This window comes from Haloferax sp. Atlit-12N, from assembly GCF_003383095.1.
GTDB lineage: Archaea > Halobacteriota > Halobacteria > Halobacteriales > Haloferacaceae > Haloferax.
In genome coordinates this window covers 1,027,265-1,043,038 of record NZ_PSYW01000002.1, presented here as the reverse complement: position 1 = coordinate 1,043,038, position 15,774 = coordinate 1,027,265, and the positions used below count along the sequence as shown (strand labels likewise).

Sequence of the window (15,774 nt, the reverse complement as noted above, 5' to 3'; positions counted from 1 at the left end):
GGGGTCGTTGGGCCAAAAAAACGGCTGGGGACGTTTCGGCTGTCGGATGTTACTGGGTCGCGGCTTGCCCGCCACCCCGCCGCTCTTCGCTCCGGCGGTCCTCGTCGTAGATGAGAGACACCTCGTCGGCGTAGCGGTCGAGGATGTTCCGGCGCTTCTTTTTCATCGTCGGCGTCATCAGGTCGTTCCCCTCCGTGAACTCCTCGGGGACGACGCGGAACTGCTTGATTCGCTCGTAGGACTCGAAGTTCTCGTTGGCCGCCTCCACTTCGGCCTCGATGCGCTCGTACACCCGGTCGTCGCGGCAGATGGCTTTCGGGTCCTCCGGGAGGTCGATGTCCTCCTCGTCGGCCCACTTCCGCAGGCCGTCGAAACTCGGCACGATGAGCGCCGAGACGAACTTGCGGCCGTCGCCGAGGACCATACACTGTTCGACCACCGACGAGGAGGCGAAGGCGTCCTCGATGGGGCCGGGTGCGACGTTCTTGCCCGTCGAGAGGACGAGAATCTGCTTGGCGCGCTCGCGGAAGGTGATGTAGCCGTCGGGCCGGAGTTCGACCACGTCGCCGGTGCGGAACCAGCGGTTGCCCTCGTCGTCCTCGACGAACGCCGCCTCGGTCTCCTCGGGGTTGTTCCAGTAGCCCTCGGTGACGCTCGACCCGCGGACGAGCAGTTCGCCCACCTCGCCGCCCGCGTCGCCGAGTTGGTCGCCGACGACGGTCGTGTCGAGTTTCGTCTCGACGTTCCGAAGCGGGTAGCCGATAGTGCCGATTTTCGGCTCCTCCGGGGGGTTGACCGAGATGACGGGCGAGGTCTCGGTGAGGCCGTAGCCCTCGTAAATCGGGAGGCCCATCGCGTGGTAGAGCGCGCACAGTTCGGCCGAGAGGCTTCCGCCGCCGCTGATGAAGAAGTCGAGGTTGTCGCCGAGCGCCTCGCGCACTTGCCCGAACACGAGGCGGTCGGCGAGGCGGTGTTTCGCGGTGAGCAGGTAGCCCGGCGCGTCGGTCGTGTGGTACGCCTGCCCGACGCCGACGGCCCACTCGAAGATGCGCTTTTTGGCGGGCGACTCGCTGGCTTGCGCTCGAATCGCATCGTAGAGCTTCTCGTACACCCGCGGGACGCTCGTCCCGGTCGTCGGCTGGACGAGTTGGAAGTCCTCGCGAAGCGTGTCGGGGCTCTCGGCGTAGGCGACCGCCGCGCCCGCCGCGAACATCATGAAGTGACCCGCCATGCGCTCGAAGACGTGGGCGAGCGGCAGGAACGACAGCGCCACCGAGCCGGGACCGATGACCGGCGTGTCGCCTTTGTCCGGGCGGGGACCGAACCGCCGGTAGCTCTCGTTGACGTTCGACCGGAAGTTCCAGTGGGTGAGTTGGACGCCTTTCGGCTGGCCGGTCGTCCCCGAGGTGTAGATGAGGCTAGCGAGGTCGTCGGGGTCGCGCTCGTCCAGCCACGACTCGTAGGCCGCCTCGTCGTACACCTCCTCGCCGCGGCGGTAGAGTTCGCCGAGCGTCAGCACGTCGTCGCGGTCGTCGTGGCCGTCGTACTCGTCCACGACGACGATAAACCGCAGGTCCAACTCGTTTTCGACGGCGAGCACGCGCTCCAACAGCTCTTCGTTCTCGACGACGACGGCGTTCGCACCGGGGTCCGAAAGCAGGTACTGCACCTGTCGCTCCGACGACGAGGTGTACACCGTGGTCACGACGCCGCCCGCGCCGAGGACGGCGAAGTCCGTCTGGGCCCACTCCATGCGCGTGTGCGCGAGAATACCGACGCGGTCGCCGGTCTCGATGCCGAGGTCGCGGAACCCGGCCGCGAGTCGGCGCACGATGCCCCGCATCTCCTCGTAGGTCAGGTCGGCGTAGTCGCCGTCGGGGGCCGCCGGAACGACGCCCTCGGCGACCAGCGACCGTCGGTAGACGCCGCCTTTGTACCGCTGTGCGACTCGCGTGGCGTTCCGCGACGCGCTCGATTCGAACATCCGTGGGAGGGTCGTCCGCTCGATGACAGGGTCGTCGAACGCCGCCTCCGCGTCCCGCCAGTCCATGCTCTGTTAGTAATGATTCAACATTTAAAACTATGTACGTTGGGTCTGTTGAAACACCGCGGTACCGCGGGGAAACGCTGATTTCGACCCCGAACGCGGCACTTTTGGGTCGGCAGCGGCAGTGTCAGCGCGTTGCCCGGGCTGGCTGACTCGGCCGAACTGGCCGAACTGGCCGAACTGGCCGAACTGGCCGAACTGGCCGGACTGGCCGGACTGGCCGAACTGGTCGACCCCGCCGACCGACTCGCGTCACTCGTCGTCGCCGATGTAGTCGAGGTAGCCGAGCACGCCGCGGGTGTTCAGTCGCTCTTCGTCGCGGGCCTTGCGCTCGCCCCACACCTCGGCCATCTGGGTGTGCTCGACGAAGTGGTCGATGACGGCCTCGTCGTCGCCGAGTTCAGCGCGCTTCTGTCGGATGGCCTCGACCCACTCCACGAGAACGCGCTTGTACTCTGCGGCGAGGTCGCTGTCGTAGGGCTTCGGGCCGAAGTGGCCGAAACAGACCGTCTCGGGGTCGATGTCCTCGATGGCCCGCACGTCGTCGAGCGCCTTCTGGAGGTGGAACTGCGAGGGCGGCGAGGTCTGTCGGAGCGTCCGCGACTTCGGCTCCCAGATACCTAGCGCGTCGCCGACGAACAGCACGTCGTCGCCGTCGTCGTGGAACATCACCTGGTGCGGCGCGTGGCCGGGCGCGTGATGGACCGTGAGCGTCCGGTCGCCGAGGTCGATTTCGTCGCCGTCGGTGAGGCCCTCGACGCGCTCTTCTTCGATTGGGAGGGGTTCGTCGTAGAACTGCCATTGGTCTTCGACGGCCGCCTTCGTGCCCTCGATGAGTCGCGACGGGTCCACGAGGTGCGGCGCGCCGATTTCGTGGGTCATGACGGTCGCGTCGGGGTAGCGTTCGGCGAGGTAGCCCGCGCCGCCCGCGTGGTCGAGGTGGACGTGCGTCGGCAGGATGTACGCGAGGTCGTCGACGCCGACCTCGTCGAGCATCCCGAAGACCGCCTCTCTGTCGGCGGCGATGCCGGTGTCGACGAGCGCCGGTTTCTCGGCGTCGACGAGGTAGACCGAGCCGTACTTCTCCACCTCGTACATGCCGCTGTCGACGTAGTAGAGGTCCGTACTGTCCGGGACGGGTTCGACGTCGCCAATAGCCATAGTTGACGGCCGTCTCCGGGAAAGAAAAGCGTTCGGTCGGCCGACCCCCCACGTTGATTACGGGCGACCGCAAAGCCGTCTCCATGTCCGAACAGGGTGGCGAACCGCTCCCGGACGTCGACATCTCGGACGTCTCGCCGATGGCGTGGCGACTGCTCAGAGTCGCCGCCGGCTACAACCAGCGGGCCGTCGAGCGCGCCGTCGACGACCTCATGCAGGCGCACATCTCCATGCTCGAATCCGGGAGCCGCGGCCTCTCGCGGTCGCGCCGCCGCGCCCTGCTCTCGCTGTACGCTGCGGAACTCGACGACGAACAGGTCCGCACGCTCGTCGACCACTTTTAAATCGCGTCGAGACGCGACGCGAAATCTCGCTTCTGTCTGCCGATTTCGACGGGAGGACGGCTGTCGACACCGATATACCTCCATTCGCTACCGTATTGAAAATAATTAAGTAAGACTATCGTTAGAGATAGCGTGTATCAATGATACGCGGTGTTACAAAGACTGCTCGCGGACGATTCGCCGTCTTCACGCTCGCCCTCGTCGCGTCTCTCGCGCTGGCCTTCGGGCCATCGCTTGAGGGGCTTTCGACGCGGGGTCAGTACGCATTAGCGACGATGGTGTTCGCCGGCATCCTCTGGGTGTCCGGCGCGCTTCCCCTCGCGGTGACGGCGCTGTCGATACCGGTGTTGCTCACGGCCTACGGCGTCTACGGCGATATCGACCCGGCGCTCGCCGGCTTCGCCGACCACCTCATCTTCCTCTTCATCGCCGGCTTCATGCTGGCGAACGCGCTCCAGAAGTACAACATCGACCGCCGCATCGCGCTGTGGCTCATGGCCGTCATGGGGTCGTCGCCGCGGCGGCTCATCCTCGCTATCATGCTCGCCACGGCGTTCCTGTCGATGTGGGTCTCGAACACCGCCACGACGGCGATGATGACGCCCATCGCGCTCGGCGTCCTCGCGCAGGTGCTCGGCCGCGAGGAGGTCTACGAGGCCGACGCCGACGAGGGAACGTTCTCGAACATGCAGATAGCGACCCTTCTCGGCACCGCCTACGCCGCGAGCGTCGGCGGGGTCGGCACCCTCATCGGCACGCCACCGAACGCGGTCGTCGCAACTCAACTCAACGCGCTCCTCGGCTACGACATCGGCTTCGCCGAGTGGCTCCTCGTCGGACTCCCAATCGTCGCTATCACCCTTCCCATCGTCTGGTACCTCCTCACGTTCCGCTTTTTCCCGCCCGAGGTCGACGACGTGGAGGGCGCTCGCGAACAGGCGCGCGAGTACCTCGCCGACGAGGGCACGCTCTCGACCCGCGGCCGTCGTGTCGCGTACATCTTCGCCGCCACCGCCGGGCTGTGGGTCGTCGGCGGCCTTGACCCCGTGTTCGAGTTGTTCCTCCCGGACCCGGTGTTCAACACCCTGTTCGGCACCGGCGAGGGCATGACGCTCCTCGGCGTCGAGGGGCATCAGGGCCTCCTGTACTACGTGATGGTCGGGATGTTCTCTATCCCGGCGCTCGTCCTCGCGGACACGATGGAGTGGGACGAACTGGCTGACATCGACTGGGGAACGATTCTCCTCTTCGGTGGCGGCATCTCGCTGGCTGACGCGTTCGCCTCCACGGGCGCGACGAAGTGGCTTGCTGAGGCCGTCTTCGGCTCCTTGACCGGCGCGCCCATCATCCTCGTCGTCGGCGCTATCGTGCTCCTCGTCATCTTCCTTACGGAGATGACCTCGAATACCGCGACGGCGACCATCATCGTCCCCGTGCTCATCGGCATCGGGAGCGTCTTCGCGGCGACGCTCGGACTCACCGAGGTCTCCGCGGCCGTGTTCCTCGCGGTCAGCGGGGCTATCGCGGCCTCGTTCGCCTTCGCGTTGCCGGTGGCGACGCCCCCGAACGCCATCGTCTTCGGGAGCGGCCACATCAAGCAGTCTCACATGATGCGGGCCGGGACCGTCCTCAACGTCGTGATGACCGGCGTACTGACCATCCTCATCTGGTTCCTCTTCCAGTTCGTCTGGCCGGCGTTCCTCTGGTAACCGACCCGTCGGTCTTCGACGCCCGCCAGCGTCTCTCCGTCCGGTCTCCGCTTCCCATCCCTCGGCGATGCGATACGATTTTCCCGCCCGCCCGGAAATCACAGCCCAATGATTGACAGGCAACTGCTCCGCGACGAACCGGAGCGAGTTCGCGACGCGCTCGCCGCCCGCAACATGGAGGGTGTGGACATCGACCGCGTCCTCGACGTGTACGACGAGTGGCGCTCGCTGAAGGCCGAGGGCGACGACCTCCGCCACGAGCGCAACGAGGTCAGCCAGAAAATCGGCCAGCTGAAGCAAGAAGGGAAAGACGAGGAAGCGCAGGAGGCCATCGACCGCTCGGGCGAACTCAAGACGGAGCTACAGGAGCTCGAAGCCCGCGCCGACGAACTCGAGGCGGAACTCGACGAGGCGCTCATGGAACTGCCGAACCTCCCCCACGAGTCGGTCCCCGTCGGGGCCGACGAGGCCGACAACGAGGAGGTCCGCCGCGTCGGCTTCGACGACCTGCGCGACCTCCCCGACGAGGTGACGCCGCACTACGACCTCGGCGAGGAACTCGACATCATCGACGAGAGCCGCGCGGCCAAGACCACCGGCTCGGGCTTCTACTTCCTGAAAGGCGAGGGCGCGATGCTCGAACACGCGCTCGTCCAGTTCATGCTCGACGTGCACCGCGAACAGGAGTACGTCGACCTGTTCCCACCGATTCCGGTCAAGACCACCTCGATGGAGGGTACCGGTCAGCTCCCGAAGTTCGCGGAAGACGCCTACCGCATCGGCGGCTCGGAGACCGAGAACTACGAGGACGACGACCTGTGGCTCTGTCCCACCGCGGAGGTCCCGGTCACGAACATGTACCGCGACGAGATTCTCCTGAAGGACGACCTCCCGCTGAAGCACCAGGCGTACACGCCGAACTTCCGGCGCGAAGCGGGCGAACACGGCACCGAAACCCGCGGTATCGTCCGTGTCCACCAGTTCAACAAGGTCGAACTCGTCAACTTCGTCGAGCCCGAGGAGTCGTACGACCGGCTCGAAGCCCTCGTCGACGAGGCCGCCGAAGTACTCGACCGACTCGGCCTGCCGTACCGTGTCCTCTCGCTTTGCACCGGCGACCTCACCTTCGCGTCGGCGAAGACCTACGACCTCGAAGTGTGGGCTCCTGGCACGGAGTCGGACGACGCCCCCGAACAGGGTGGCCGCTGGCTTGAGGTCTCGTCGGCCTCGAACTTCGAGGACTTCCAGGCGCGCCGCGCCGGCCTCCGCTACCGCCCCGAGCGCCACGAGTCGGCCGAGTACCTCCACACGCTCAACGCGTCGGGCACGGCCGTCGGCCGCGTCATGGTCGCGCTGCTCGAATACTACCAAAACGAGGACGGCACGGTCGACGTGCCCGAACCGCTCCAGCCCTACATGGGTGGCCGCGAGGTCATTGAGGGCCACGAGCCCGTCGGCGAGGCCGCCGTCGGTGCCGGGAAGAAAGACTGAGCGACTGACGCACGCCGCGACCGCGAGTTTCTCTTCTCTTCCCTTTCTCCCCTCTCTCCCGTTTTCCCCGGCGACGCACGCCGTCAGTTCGGCGACGACTTGACGAACGTCTTCAGGTCCGAGAGCTTCCCGTCGTGGGCACGGAACCGGTCGAGAAAGACGAACAGTTCGTCGCCGTCGCGGTCTTCGAGGTGGCCGCGGACGACGATTTCGTCGTCGGACTTCGACTGGATGTAGCGTTCGATGACGTGTCGCGTGTCCTTCTGCGGCCTGTCGTCTCGCATGAACGAGACGAACTCCTCGCGCCCCGAGAGCGTCATGTCGCCGCGGTGCTGGACGAACTCCGGTTCGAGGATGTTCCGAAGCATGTCGTATCCGTGGTGGTCGAGCGCCGTGTAGTACTGCCGGGCCAGATACGTCGCGTCGGGATGCACACCCGCTATTCGTCGGCCGGCGGCAAGAATCCGACGCCGGTGCTGCCGGCGTGCCGGCGCTGCCGTCGAACGCCCCGCGCGTGCCACCGCGTTCGGGACGCTTTTCTCTGCCAGCCGCGTATCGCGGCTGTGGACCTGCACGTTCGATACGAGGGCGACGACGACCCGAAGAAGTGCACGGCGAAGAAGCTCGAACGCTTCGACATGGCCGCCCTCCACGGCTCCGACCGCGAGACTCCCTACGGCGTCGTGCTCAACCCCCACGCCGACAGGGCGCTGTCGCCCGCCGACGCGGACACCGGCGCGCTCGTCGCGCTCGACTGCTCGTGGGAGTCGGCCGGCGAGGCCATGTTCTCGCTCCCCGGCGAGCACCGCGCGCTTCCCTATCTCGTCGCCGCTAACCCCGTGAACTTCGGCCGCCCGATGCAGCTGACGACGGTCGAGGCGATAGCCGCCGCGCTCGTCATCTTCGGCGAGAAGAAGCGGGCCGAGGACGTGCTCTCGAAGTTCAACTGGGGCCACACGTTCCTCGAACTCAACGAGGAGCCGCTCCGCCGGTATTCGGAGTGTGCGGACTCGACCGAGGTCGTCGAGATTCAGCGGGAGTATCTCGAACGCGGCGAGTAACACTCGACTACGGAGCGGCGAACCGCGTCGACTCCGCCTTCAGAGCCGGCTCGATGTCCAGTTGAGCGCGACGGTCGTCCCGGTGTCGACGCGCTCGGTCGGCGTCACCTGAATCACTCGCGCCCACGTCCCGCCGCTCGGCGCGGTGTAGTTCATCCCGCCGCAGTAACAGTCGACTTCGAGCGCGGGGTCTTCTTCGTTGTGACCGTCGTACGGATGGCCGGTTCGAGACCACGCGCTCCAGTCGATAGTGTCGCTGTCGTGGCGCGCGACGAGCGTGACTTTCAGCGGCTCGCCGATGGTCGTCGTCCCGTAGTGGATGTCCTCGCGGTCGGTGTCGACGGTGTCGAGCGACTGTGGCGAGTCGGGGAGCAGGTCGACCTCCGAGAGGTCTTGGGTGTCGTACGTTTCCGTCGCCTGCACTTCGGCGTCGTCGGGCGCGCGGTACACCTCGGTCGTGAACGGAAGCGACGAGTCTTCGAGCCGAAAGCCGAGCAAGACCTCGTCCGAGGGGACCGATGTCTCCTCGACCAGCGTCGGGTGTATCTCCTCGGGGTTCTCGACGAAGTCGGCGGCTTCGAGCCCGCTTTCGGTTGTTTCTTCCTCCTGTTCGGTCGTCTCGTTCGCAGTCGTCTCGTTCGCGGTCGTCGTGGTCTGCGTCTCGGTCGTGGTCTGTGTCCCCGCGTCGGTCGTTCGCGTCGTCGGGTCCGAGTCCCCAGACGAGCTACATCCAGCGAGACCGGTGAGACCGGCGACGGCGACGCCGCAAATCGATTGGAGGGTTCTTCGACGGGTGTGCGTTGACTCCTTACCCATGGCCGTCGGGTGTGGTCCCTCCCCCTTAGAGACCCGAGACCGTTTACGTGAAATAATGGGGCTTAGGACCATGCTAAACCCCGATTTCTGGACTATCGCACTCGGCGAGGTCAGGGGTCGCGGCCCCGCGCCGTCGGGCTACCCCTTCACCCACGCGCCGACGGCCCCGGCGATGGCGCTGTCGATTGCGAAGATGAGCGTCAACACGACGCCCGCGACGAGGACGCCGACGCCGCCGAGGAGTCCGCCCAGCGGCCCACCGGCGAGTCCGAGAAGACTCCCGAGCAGGGCCGCGAGGAGCGTCACGACGATGCCCGAGATGGACCCCGCGACGAGGCCGTTCCACGCGCCGTTACCGAGCGTGCCGCCCGCGAGGTAGCCCGCCGCGAAGCCCCCGAGCAGGCCCGCCCCGATTTGGCCGATGAGCGGGAGCGCGAGCCCGCCGGTGCCGACGACGACGATGACGACGAACCCGACAGCGACCGCTTTCCAGTCAGTCATGGGTCGAAGTAGGCCGCGGGCGGGCAAGAACTTCGTGGCGGTCGCGGGGTGCTCGGCCGCTCGCTCACGTCCGCGCCCCCGCGTCGGTCGGCCGCGACCCCCTCGCTTCCAGTCGAACCGTGCGTGAGACCTGCACGGCGAATCTACCGCTCGAAGCGCCGAGCCCCAAACGGACGCGCTTTTACGGCTCGGCCATGTAGCGGACTGCAATGATTTTCGAGTCTCTCCCGACCACGCCCCGGTCGGACGAACTCATCGACAAGGCCTTCTCGCGGGCCGCGCGCACGGGGCGAGCGAAGCAGAACAAGTTGGAGGCTCAGCAGTCGATGCTCCAGACGGCGTCGAACATCCTTTCCGACAACCTCGAGAACGTCGTCGTCGAGTGGCCCGACTTCGGGACGGTCGACCCCTTCTACTACGAACTCGCCGACGCCATCGTCGACGTTGACGAGGTCCGAAAGAGCCTCTCGGAAGTGATGTGGGCCTCCCGGCAGGTCGACAACATCGCCCGCGAGTACCAGCCGAAGCTCCGCAAGACCGACGCGGACCTCGCGCGAAAGCACCGAAAGCAGGCGTTCGCCCGCATGGCGAGCGTCGTCGAGGAGGTCGAAGACGACCTGCTCCGCATCGGCGAGGCGCGCGACGCCCTGAAGGACCTCCCCGACATCCGCCCGGACGAACCGGCAATCGTCGTCGCCGGCTACCCGAACGTCGGCAAGTCCTCGTTCGTCAACGACGTGACCCGCGCGTCGAACGAAATCGCCCGCTACCCCTTCACGACGAAGGGCGTCCAAATCGGGCACTTCGACCGCGACCGCATCCGCTACCAGATTATCGACACGCCGGGACTGCTCGACCGGCCCGAAGACGAGCGCAACGACATCGAGCGGCAGGCCGTGAGCGCCCTCGAACACCTCGCGGACGCCGTCCTCTTCGTCGCCGATGCCAGCGGGGCGTGCGGCTACCCCATCGAGTCGCAACTCGAACTCCGCGACGCCGTGAAGGCGCGCTTCGAGGAGCGCGACATCCCGGTGCTCACTGTCTGTAACAAGAGCGATCGCTCGACCGACATGGAGGCCGACCTCTACATGAGCGTCGAGACGGGCGAGAACGTCGAGGCCGTCCTCGACGCCGCGGTCGAGGCCATCGGGTTCGAACCCGACATCCCGCCGTCGCGCAACGAGTAATCGAATCGACGCGGATTTTCGGGTTCCGTCGTTTTCGCCACGCCGCGACACCTCGAGGGGAGAGCCGCGGCTACGGGGTGAGTATCGGAGAAAGAGGACGTGAGGTTGGCCGAACCGAGAGTTCAGTCAGCGGGGCGCGGGTTCCTATTCTTATTCGGCTTCGTAGACCATCTGGACGGTCGCCGAGACGGTCACGGGGCCGGGCGAGAGTTCGGTCGAACCGGACGAGGCGCGTGCGGCGTCCTCGGCGTAGGCGACCGGGTACGGACCGGGCGAGGCGCTGCCGCCGACGGTAGCGGTGTGGACGCCCGTGACGGTCAGGTCGGAGGCGCTGGCGACGGCGTCGGCGTCGGCCTTCGCGGAGTCGACGGCGCGGGTCAGGGCCTCCTCGCGGAGTTCGGCGCGCTTCTCGTCGGTGAGCGTGAAGGCGACGCCGCGGATTTCGCTGGCACCGGCACCGACCGCGAGGTCGATGACTTCACCGGCGCGGTCGGGGGCGACCTCGACGCGGAGGGTGTGGGTGGCGCGGTAGCCGAGGAGGTCGCGCTCCTGGCCGCTGTAGTCGTACTCGGGGTAGATGTTGAAGCCGGTCGTCTGGATGGCGTCCTCGGCGACACCGGCGTCGGTGAGGGCGGCGCGGACGGCGGCTACGTCGTCGGCGACGGTGCCGCGGGCCTCGTCGGCCGAGTCGGCGGTGGTCGTCACGGCGATGGAGACCACGGCGAGGTCGGCGTCGGCGGTCACTTCGCCGGTACCGGTCGTGGAGATGGTCGTCGCGTTCGTCGCGTCTACGCCGCCGTCGGTCGTCGCCTGCAGGGGTGCCGAGAGGCAGCCCGCGAGGAGGACGAGGCCGACGAGGAATATCGGAGCAATCGTGCGTCGTTGCATACCCATCGTACGTCGGTTCAGCTATTCAACTCGCGCTAGAGACAAAGAGCGACTGTAGCCTTCGAAACGGGTGACGAAATCCCCGGCGCGTGCCCGCTGGTCGCACGGCGACGCGCCGAAAGCGAGGGCGCGTCCGACTACTCCACGACGGCGACGTAACGCACTTCGACGTCGATTTCGCCGGTGGCCCACGGCGACAGCGGCTCGGGGGCGACGGCGTTCACCCGCCTCGTGAGTTCGCGTTCGACCATCGGCGGGTCCGAGGCCGGGTCGTAGCCGACGGTCACGACGACGCCGTCCGGCTCTTGCAGCGGCCCGCTGTCGTACTGCAGTTCCATCGATAGCAGTCGGGCGTCAGTGTCGGAGAGCACGTCCTCGATGGCGTCTCGCGCGTCGCCTTGGAAGTCGGCGTTCCGGTAGGTCGTGTAGGTGACCGCGCCGAGGAACGACGAGAGGACGAGCAGGCCGACCCCGATGACGGCGATACGGAACAGGGCGGCCCGGCGGGCCTCGTCGCGGCGAATCCAGCGTTCCGGCCGGTAGCCCTGCTGCCAGAGGACGCCGATGGCGACGAAGTTGACGGAGAGGATGTTGACGAGGACGAGGATGGCCGAGCCGACGACGGCCTCGGGCGCGCCCCACGCGACGCCGATGCCGACGACGGCGGTCGGCGGGACCAACGCGGCGGCTATCATGACGCCGACGAGCGCGGTCGAGACGCCGGAGGAGAGCGAAATCGCGCCCGCCGCCCCCGCGCCGAGCGCGATGACGAGCGACAGCACGTCGGGTGCGAGGCGCTCGTCCACCTCGGGAATCGAAAGCACCTCCGCGGGGGACAGCGGGACCGCGCCGGTCTGTTTGAGCAGGAAGGCGAAGACGGCGGCCGCACCGACCGCGAGGACGCCGCCGAGCGCCTGCAGGCGAACTCCGCGGGCGAACATCTCGTCGTCGTCGACGACGGTGCCGACGCTCGCGGACATCGCGGGACCGACGAGCGGGGCGATGACCATCGAGCCGACGACCACGGCCGGCGAGTCGAGAAGCAGGCCCGCGGTGGCGACGAGCGCCGAGATGACCGTCATGAGCACGTAGGTCGACACCGACGGCGCGAGGTCCGCGGCCTTCGAGGCCAGTTCCTCGCGGGCGATGCGGTCGCCGTTCTCGTCGTCTTCCTCGTACTGCTCGCGCAGTTGGTCGAACCGCTTGGACGCGACCGTCTCGGCCGCGACGACGACGGTGTAGGCGTCGCGCTCGACGCCCGCTTCGCGGAGCCGCGCCAACACCGGTTCGACGGCCTCCTTTGGGACCGGGAAGGTGACGACGGCGACGAAGCCGCGCCCGGAGGTCTCCTCGGAGACGGCGTAGTCCACGCCCTCCTCGTCGAGCGTCCGCAGGACGGCCTCGCGCTTGCCGGTCGGCACCAACACCTGTACGAGTCGCACGGCCTCACGTCGGCCCGGGCGGTGAAATAAGCAGGGGCTCGGCTACTCGTCGGACCCGTCGTGCAACCGCCGGAGGACCGGCATCTCGTCGAGGCGCTCGTCGGGGAGCGCGTCCCAGTCGATGCCCGTGGGTCTCGGATACGGGGTCTCGGTTCGGACCAGCCGCTCGGGGGTGACGACGATGTCCATCGGCACGTCGTGGGCGTCCGGCTCCGGCAGGTCGTCACGGACCTGTCGCTCGTGGACCGTCGTCGCCACGGTCGTCTCCGCGGAGACGGCTCCCAGCCCTCGCAACACCGCGTATTCGAGGTCGCTGAACCCCTCGCCCTTCCCGACGCGAGCGCCCGCCTCGGAGACGGCGACCGACCCCGAGACGACGAGGTCGATGGGCGGCAGGGCGTCGGGACCGACCTTGTCGGCGTAGGTCTCGACGTGCGAGACGGTCGGTGCGCTGTCGAGGTGTTCGTCGTCGATGCGCGCGGGGTCAAGTTCGTAGAAACACTCCTCGTCGCGGAGCCGCGGCACGGCCATGTAGACGGTCTTGCCCTCGCGGAGCGCCCGCCTCCTGACGGGGAGTTGCGGGGCATCCGGATTGGCCTTCACGGCATCGGCGTCGGCCCACTCGGGCGTCTTTGCGAGTCGCTCGGCGGCCGCGCTCGCGTCGGCGAAGTTCGGGATGCGGCCGTGCGGCGGGAAGGGAAACCGGGCCGCGCCCGACGATTCGAGGTCGTCCCACACCGTCGTTCGGAGCGTCGCTTTGTCCATCGCGTCGCCGCCGCGTACTCGCGGCGGACCAATAGCTCCCCCGCTCCTCCGTTCGGGGCGCGAGCGGCGTCCGTCGTCGCGGGCTCGGCAGGCCGGCGGGTCGGGGCGCTACGAGAGGTCGGCCGCCGACTGCGACAGAAGCACCTTCCGCAGGACCGTGTCGGCCCCGCGACGGACGCGCTCGGAGGCGGCCTGCGGGCTGATTCCGAGTCGGTCGGCCACCTCGCTGAGCGTGGTCTGGCGAGGGACCTCGAAGTAGCCCTCCGAGACGGCGGTGACGAGCGCCTCCTGTTGTTCGTCGGTGATGTCGAAGTTGTAGACTCCCGGCTCGCCCTCCGCGAGGGTATAGATGCGCTCGACGTGGAACTCGATGTCCTCCTCCTGACAGAGGTTGTGGAAGTCGGTGAGTGCCGCGTGGTCGTTGAACCGGAGGCGGAACATCCACGGGTCGTTGCCGTGGGCTTCGAGAATCGTCGCTTCGCTGTCGGTGAGAATCTGGGTCAGACTCGACGTGGTCTCGCCCCAGTTGACCTTGTACAGCACGCGGTCGGCGACGCGGGCGACGGCCGCCAAATCGTCGACGAGGCGGTCGTCTCGGACGGCGTGTTCGAACGCCTCGAAGTCGGCGCCCTGCGCCCAGAAGAACGGCATGACCTCACCGCCGGTCGGGACGACGCGCTCTAGCTCGATGTGGACGCCGTTCGACACGGCGGTGACCCTCCCGAGGTCGAAGCTCTCTGAGTCGATCGTCAACTCGACGATTACGGCCATTACTGGCTGACCTTCAGCCGCCGCCGTATTGAACTCTCTTGTCGAACCACTGCTAAAATTCGGGGCTTGAGGTGAGACAGGGAAGCCGGCATTCACCTCATTTAGCTAGCATTCAGGCCGATACAACCCGTTCGTGACCAGATTCGGTTCATAACGTGTCCCGTAGGTTTTCGGATGTGGTATTTCAATGACCGGAGTGTGAAAGCAGAAAGAGAATGCTGACTTGCTAGCTATGCTCCTTCGGGGAACGTAGTTGTGAACGCACACAGACATCGACAGCCGTACACCGTCAACCCGCGCCGTGGTGGCGCAGAGGTGTACGGACGTGTGATTGACGGGCCGCGCTCTCGACGGTACCGGTATCGGGTGGTGTCCACCGGGTGCCCGGAGCGGGGCCTTCCGGCGACTTGCGGGAGACGCTTTGGCTCGGCGTCTCGCGCCCGTCGCGCGACGCCTGTTCGGATCCAACGGGGGTCGCGCCGATGGTAGCCGCGACGTCCCCCCGCCTCGACGAGGCGTTCGACGCCCTCGGGAACGTCCATCGGCGACGGTTGCTGATGGACCTTCGCCGACGGCGACGCGCGCGCCTCGAAGCGGCAACGCGGGACGCGGCCGTTGGTGGCGGCCGCGACCGCGACCGACTGAAGGTGGAACTGTTCCACGTTCATCTCCCGAAACTCGCCGACGCCGGCTTCGTCGAGTGGAACCGTCGTCGCGGTTCCGTCGCGTGCGGCCCTCGATTCGACGAAATCGAGCCGCTGCTGCGATTCATCGACGAGAACGCGGGCGAGCTATCGGCCAGCGGCTGTGACTGACGCGGCCGCCTCATTCACGCGTCGTCGGCGAGCCGTCGTGGGGGCGACTCGCCCGGAGACGTGATTTTTTCGGACGCCGACGCCTCGCAGCGCGGCGTCCGTTCCGCCCATCTTATCTGTCGCGGTGGCGAACCACCGGTATGTTCCAAGACCGACCGGACCGCGACGAAATCGTCCTCGTCGGGCGGTCGAACGTGGGGAAGTCCACCCTGATGCGAGAGCTGACGGGTCACAGCAAATTCACGACGGGCAAGAAGCCCGGCGTCACCCGCAAACCCAACCACTTCGACTGGAACGCGGAGCACTTCATGTTCACCGACCTCCCCGGGTTCGGCTTCATGTCCGGCGTCGACCGCGACACCCGCGAGGCCATCAAGACCGACGTCGTCCAGTACATCGAGGAGCACGCCGACGACATCCTCGCAGCGGTCCTCGTCGTCGACGGGAAAAGCGTCATCGACATCATCGACCGCCACACCACCGAAGACTCCATCCCGCACGACGTGGAGATGTTCTTCTTCCTCGACGAACTCGACATCCCGACCGTGGTCGCGGTCAACAAGATGGACAAGGTCGACGACCGCGACGAGCGCCTGAACGACCTCTGCGACCGTCTCGGCCTCTTCCCGCCGTGGAAGCAGTGGCGGAACGTCATCGCGCCCATCACGGCCAAGCGGGGCGACATCTCGCACCTCGAAGAAGCCCTGCGGTCGCACCTCCACGAACAGGGCCGCGACGACCTGTTCAAGTTCCTCTGAGCGGCTCGCGGTCGCCTC

Annotated in this window: 16 protein-coding genes; 7 read left to right on the top strand and 9 right to left on the bottom strand. The window is 67.0% G+C overall.

What is annotated here, in order from left to right; all coding sequences use genetic code 11:
* Nucleotides 1-49: 49 nt before the first annotated feature.
* Both C5B90_RS13455 and C5B90_RS13450 read right to left on the bottom strand, forming a co-directional pair.
* Nucleotides 50-2,050 (bottom strand): long-chain fatty acid--CoA ligase, encoded by a 2,001-nt coding sequence (locus C5B90_RS13455; protein WP_115882202.1) that lies wholly within the window; start codon nucleotides 2,048-2,050, stop codon nucleotides 50-52.
* Between the two features lie 249 nt (nucleotides 2,051-2,299).
* Nucleotides 2,300-3,208, bottom strand: a complete 909-nt coding sequence (locus C5B90_RS13450; protein ID WP_115882200.1) for an MBL fold metallo-hydrolase — start codon at nucleotides 3,206-3,208, stop codon at nucleotides 2,300-2,302.
* A gap of 83 nt (nucleotides 3,209-3,291) precedes the next feature.
* Here C5B90_RS13450 and C5B90_RS13445 point away from each other — a divergent pair, with 83 nt between their 5' ends.
* The 3 genes from C5B90_RS13445 to serS all read left to right on the top strand — a co-directional run bounded on the left by C5B90_RS13445 (nucleotide 3,292) and on the right by serS (nucleotide 6,752).
* On the top strand, nucleotides 3,292-3,552 hold the full coding sequence (locus C5B90_RS13445; RefSeq protein WP_115882198.1) for a hypothetical protein: 261 nt from the start codon (nucleotides 3,292-3,294) through the stop codon (nucleotides 3,550-3,552).
* 140 nt (nucleotides 3,553-3,692) lie between these two features.
* Nucleotides 3,693-5,261 carry a DASS family sodium-coupled anion symporter gene (locus C5B90_RS13440; RefSeq protein ID WP_115882196.1) on the top strand — a complete coding sequence of 523 codons (1,569 nt, stop codon included), beginning with the start codon at nucleotides 3,693-3,695 and terminating at the stop codon, nucleotides 5,259-5,261.
* 108 nt (nucleotides 5,262-5,369) lie between these two features.
* Complete coding sequence (gene serS / locus C5B90_RS13435) at nucleotides 5,370-6,752, top strand: serine--tRNA ligase (RefSeq protein ID WP_115882194.1); 1,383 nt, start codon at nucleotides 5,370-5,372, stop codon at nucleotides 6,750-6,752.
* 83 nt (nucleotides 6,753-6,835) lie between these two features.
* Here serS and C5B90_RS13430 read toward each other — a convergent pair whose 3' ends face one another.
* The gene (locus tag C5B90_RS13430) at nucleotides 6,836-7,186 is read right to left on the bottom strand and encodes a nuclear transport factor 2 family protein (RefSeq protein WP_115882192.1); all 351 of its coding nucleotides are present in this window, start codon (nucleotides 7,184-7,186) and stop codon (nucleotides 6,836-6,838) included.
* A gap of 129 nt (nucleotides 7,187-7,315) precedes the next feature.
* On the opposite strand from C5B90_RS13430, the gene C5B90_RS13425 reads away from it, so the two are divergent.
* Nucleotides 7,316-7,813 carry a DUF367 family protein gene (locus C5B90_RS13425; RefSeq protein WP_042662239.1) on the top strand — a complete coding sequence of 166 codons (498 nt, stop codon included), beginning with the start codon at nucleotides 7,316-7,318 and terminating at the stop codon, nucleotides 7,811-7,813.
* Between the two features lie 39 nt (nucleotides 7,814-7,852).
* On the opposite strand, the gene C5B90_RS13420 is transcribed toward C5B90_RS13425, so the two are convergent.
* Entirely contained in the window at nucleotides 7,853-8,629 is a 777-nt protein-coding gene (locus C5B90_RS13420) for a hypothetical protein (RefSeq protein WP_115882190.1), read from the bottom strand.
* 138 nt (nucleotides 8,630-8,767) lie between these two features.
* Nucleotides 8,768-9,130, bottom strand: a complete 363-nt coding sequence (locus C5B90_RS13415; RefSeq protein WP_004976340.1) for a DUF5518 domain-containing protein — start codon at nucleotides 9,128-9,130, stop codon at nucleotides 8,768-8,770.
* Nucleotides 9,131-9,339: 209 nt separating this feature from the next.
* Between C5B90_RS13415 and C5B90_RS13410 the strand changes: the two genes are divergently transcribed.
* Nucleotides 9,340-10,317: an NOG1 family protein gene (locus C5B90_RS13410; protein ID WP_115882188.1), complete on the top strand. Its 978-nt coding sequence runs from the start codon at nucleotides 9,340-9,342 to the stop codon at nucleotides 10,315-10,317.
* Nucleotides 10,318-10,467: 150 nt separating this feature from the next.
* Here the strand turns inward: C5B90_RS13410 and C5B90_RS13405 are convergent, their stop codons facing one another.
* From C5B90_RS13405 to C5B90_RS13390, 4 genes are all read right to left on the bottom strand, one after another.
* Entirely contained in the window at nucleotides 10,468-11,205 is a 738-nt protein-coding gene (locus C5B90_RS13405) for an SIMPL domain-containing protein (RefSeq protein WP_115882186.1), read from the bottom strand.
* 137 nt (nucleotides 11,206-11,342) lie between these two features.
* Complete coding sequence (locus tag C5B90_RS13400) at nucleotides 11,343-12,647, bottom strand: TIGR00341 family protein (RefSeq protein ID WP_115882184.1); 1,305 nt, start codon at nucleotides 12,645-12,647, stop codon at nucleotides 11,343-11,345.
* A gap of 42 nt (nucleotides 12,648-12,689) precedes the next feature.
* Nucleotides 12,690-13,412, bottom strand: coding sequence for a 5-formyltetrahydrofolate cyclo-ligase (locus tag C5B90_RS13395; protein ID WP_115882182.1), 723 nt, complete (start codon nucleotides 13,410-13,412; stop codon nucleotides 12,690-12,692).
* A 108-nt stretch (nucleotides 13,413-13,520) separates the two neighbouring features.
* Nucleotides 13,521-14,183: a helix-turn-helix domain-containing protein gene (locus tag C5B90_RS13390; protein WP_115882180.1), complete on the bottom strand. Its 663-nt coding sequence runs from the start codon at nucleotides 14,181-14,183 to the stop codon at nucleotides 13,521-13,523.
* A 482-nt stretch (nucleotides 14,184-14,665) separates the two neighbouring features.
* Here C5B90_RS13390 and C5B90_RS13385 point away from each other — a divergent pair, with 482 nt between their 5' ends.
* Entirely contained in the window at nucleotides 14,666-14,998 is a 333-nt protein-coding gene (locus C5B90_RS13385) for a hypothetical protein (protein ID WP_115882178.1), read from the top strand.
* A gap of 140 nt (nucleotides 14,999-15,138) precedes the next feature.
* On the top strand, nucleotides 15,139-15,756 hold the full coding sequence (gene engB, locus C5B90_RS13380; protein WP_058566346.1) for a GTP-binding protein EngB: 618 nt from the start codon (nucleotides 15,139-15,141) through the stop codon (nucleotides 15,754-15,756).
* The last annotated feature ends 18 nt before the right edge of the window (nucleotides 15,757-15,774 follow it).

Excerpts from the sequence above, each read along its gene's own strand:
- C5B90_RS13415 (WP_004976340.1), bottom strand. The coding sequence starts at position 9,130 with ATGACTGACTGGAAAGCGGTCGCTGTCGGGTTCGTCGTCATCGTCGTC.
- C5B90_RS13440 (WP_115882196.1), top strand. The coding sequence starts at position 3,693 with ATGATACGCGGTGTTACAAAGACTGCTCGCGGACGATTCGCCGTCTTC.
- C5B90_RS13390 (WP_115882180.1), bottom strand. The coding sequence starts at position 14,183 with ATGGCCGTAATCGTCGAGTTGACGATCGACTCAGAGAGCTTCGACCTC.
- C5B90_RS13450 (WP_115882200.1), bottom strand. The coding sequence starts at position 3,208 with ATGGCTATTGGCGACGTCGAACCCGTCCCGGACAGTACGGACCTCTAC.
- engB (WP_058566346.1), top strand. The coding sequence starts at position 15,139 with ATGTTCCAAGACCGACCGGACCGCGACGAAATCGTCCTCGTCGGGCGG.
- C5B90_RS13410 (WP_115882188.1), top strand. The coding sequence starts at position 9,340 with ATGATTTTCGAGTCTCTCCCGACCACGCCCCGGTCGGACGAACTCATC.
- C5B90_RS13455 (WP_115882202.1), bottom strand. The coding sequence starts at position 2,050 with ATGGACTGGCGGGACGCGGAGGCGGCGTTCGACGACCCTGTCATCGAG.
- C5B90_RS13420 (WP_115882190.1), bottom strand. The coding sequence starts at position 8,629 with ATGGGTAAGGAGTCAACGCACACCCGTCGAAGAACCCTCCAATCGATT.
- C5B90_RS13405 (WP_115882186.1), bottom strand. The coding sequence starts at position 11,205 with ATGCAACGACGCACGATTGCTCCGATATTCCTCGTCGGCCTCGTCCTC.
- serS (WP_115882194.1), top strand. The coding sequence starts at position 5,370 with ATGATTGACAGGCAACTGCTCCGCGACGAACCGGAGCGAGTTCGCGAC.
- C5B90_RS13445 (WP_115882198.1), top strand. The coding sequence starts at position 3,292 with ATGTCCGAACAGGGTGGCGAACCGCTCCCGGACGTCGACATCTCGGAC.
- C5B90_RS13395 (WP_115882182.1), bottom strand. The coding sequence starts at position 13,412 with ATGGACAAAGCGACGCTCCGAACGACGGTGTGGGACGACCTCGAATCG.
- C5B90_RS13385 (WP_115882178.1), top strand. The coding sequence starts at position 14,666 with ATGGTAGCCGCGACGTCCCCCCGCCTCGACGAGGCGTTCGACGCCCTC.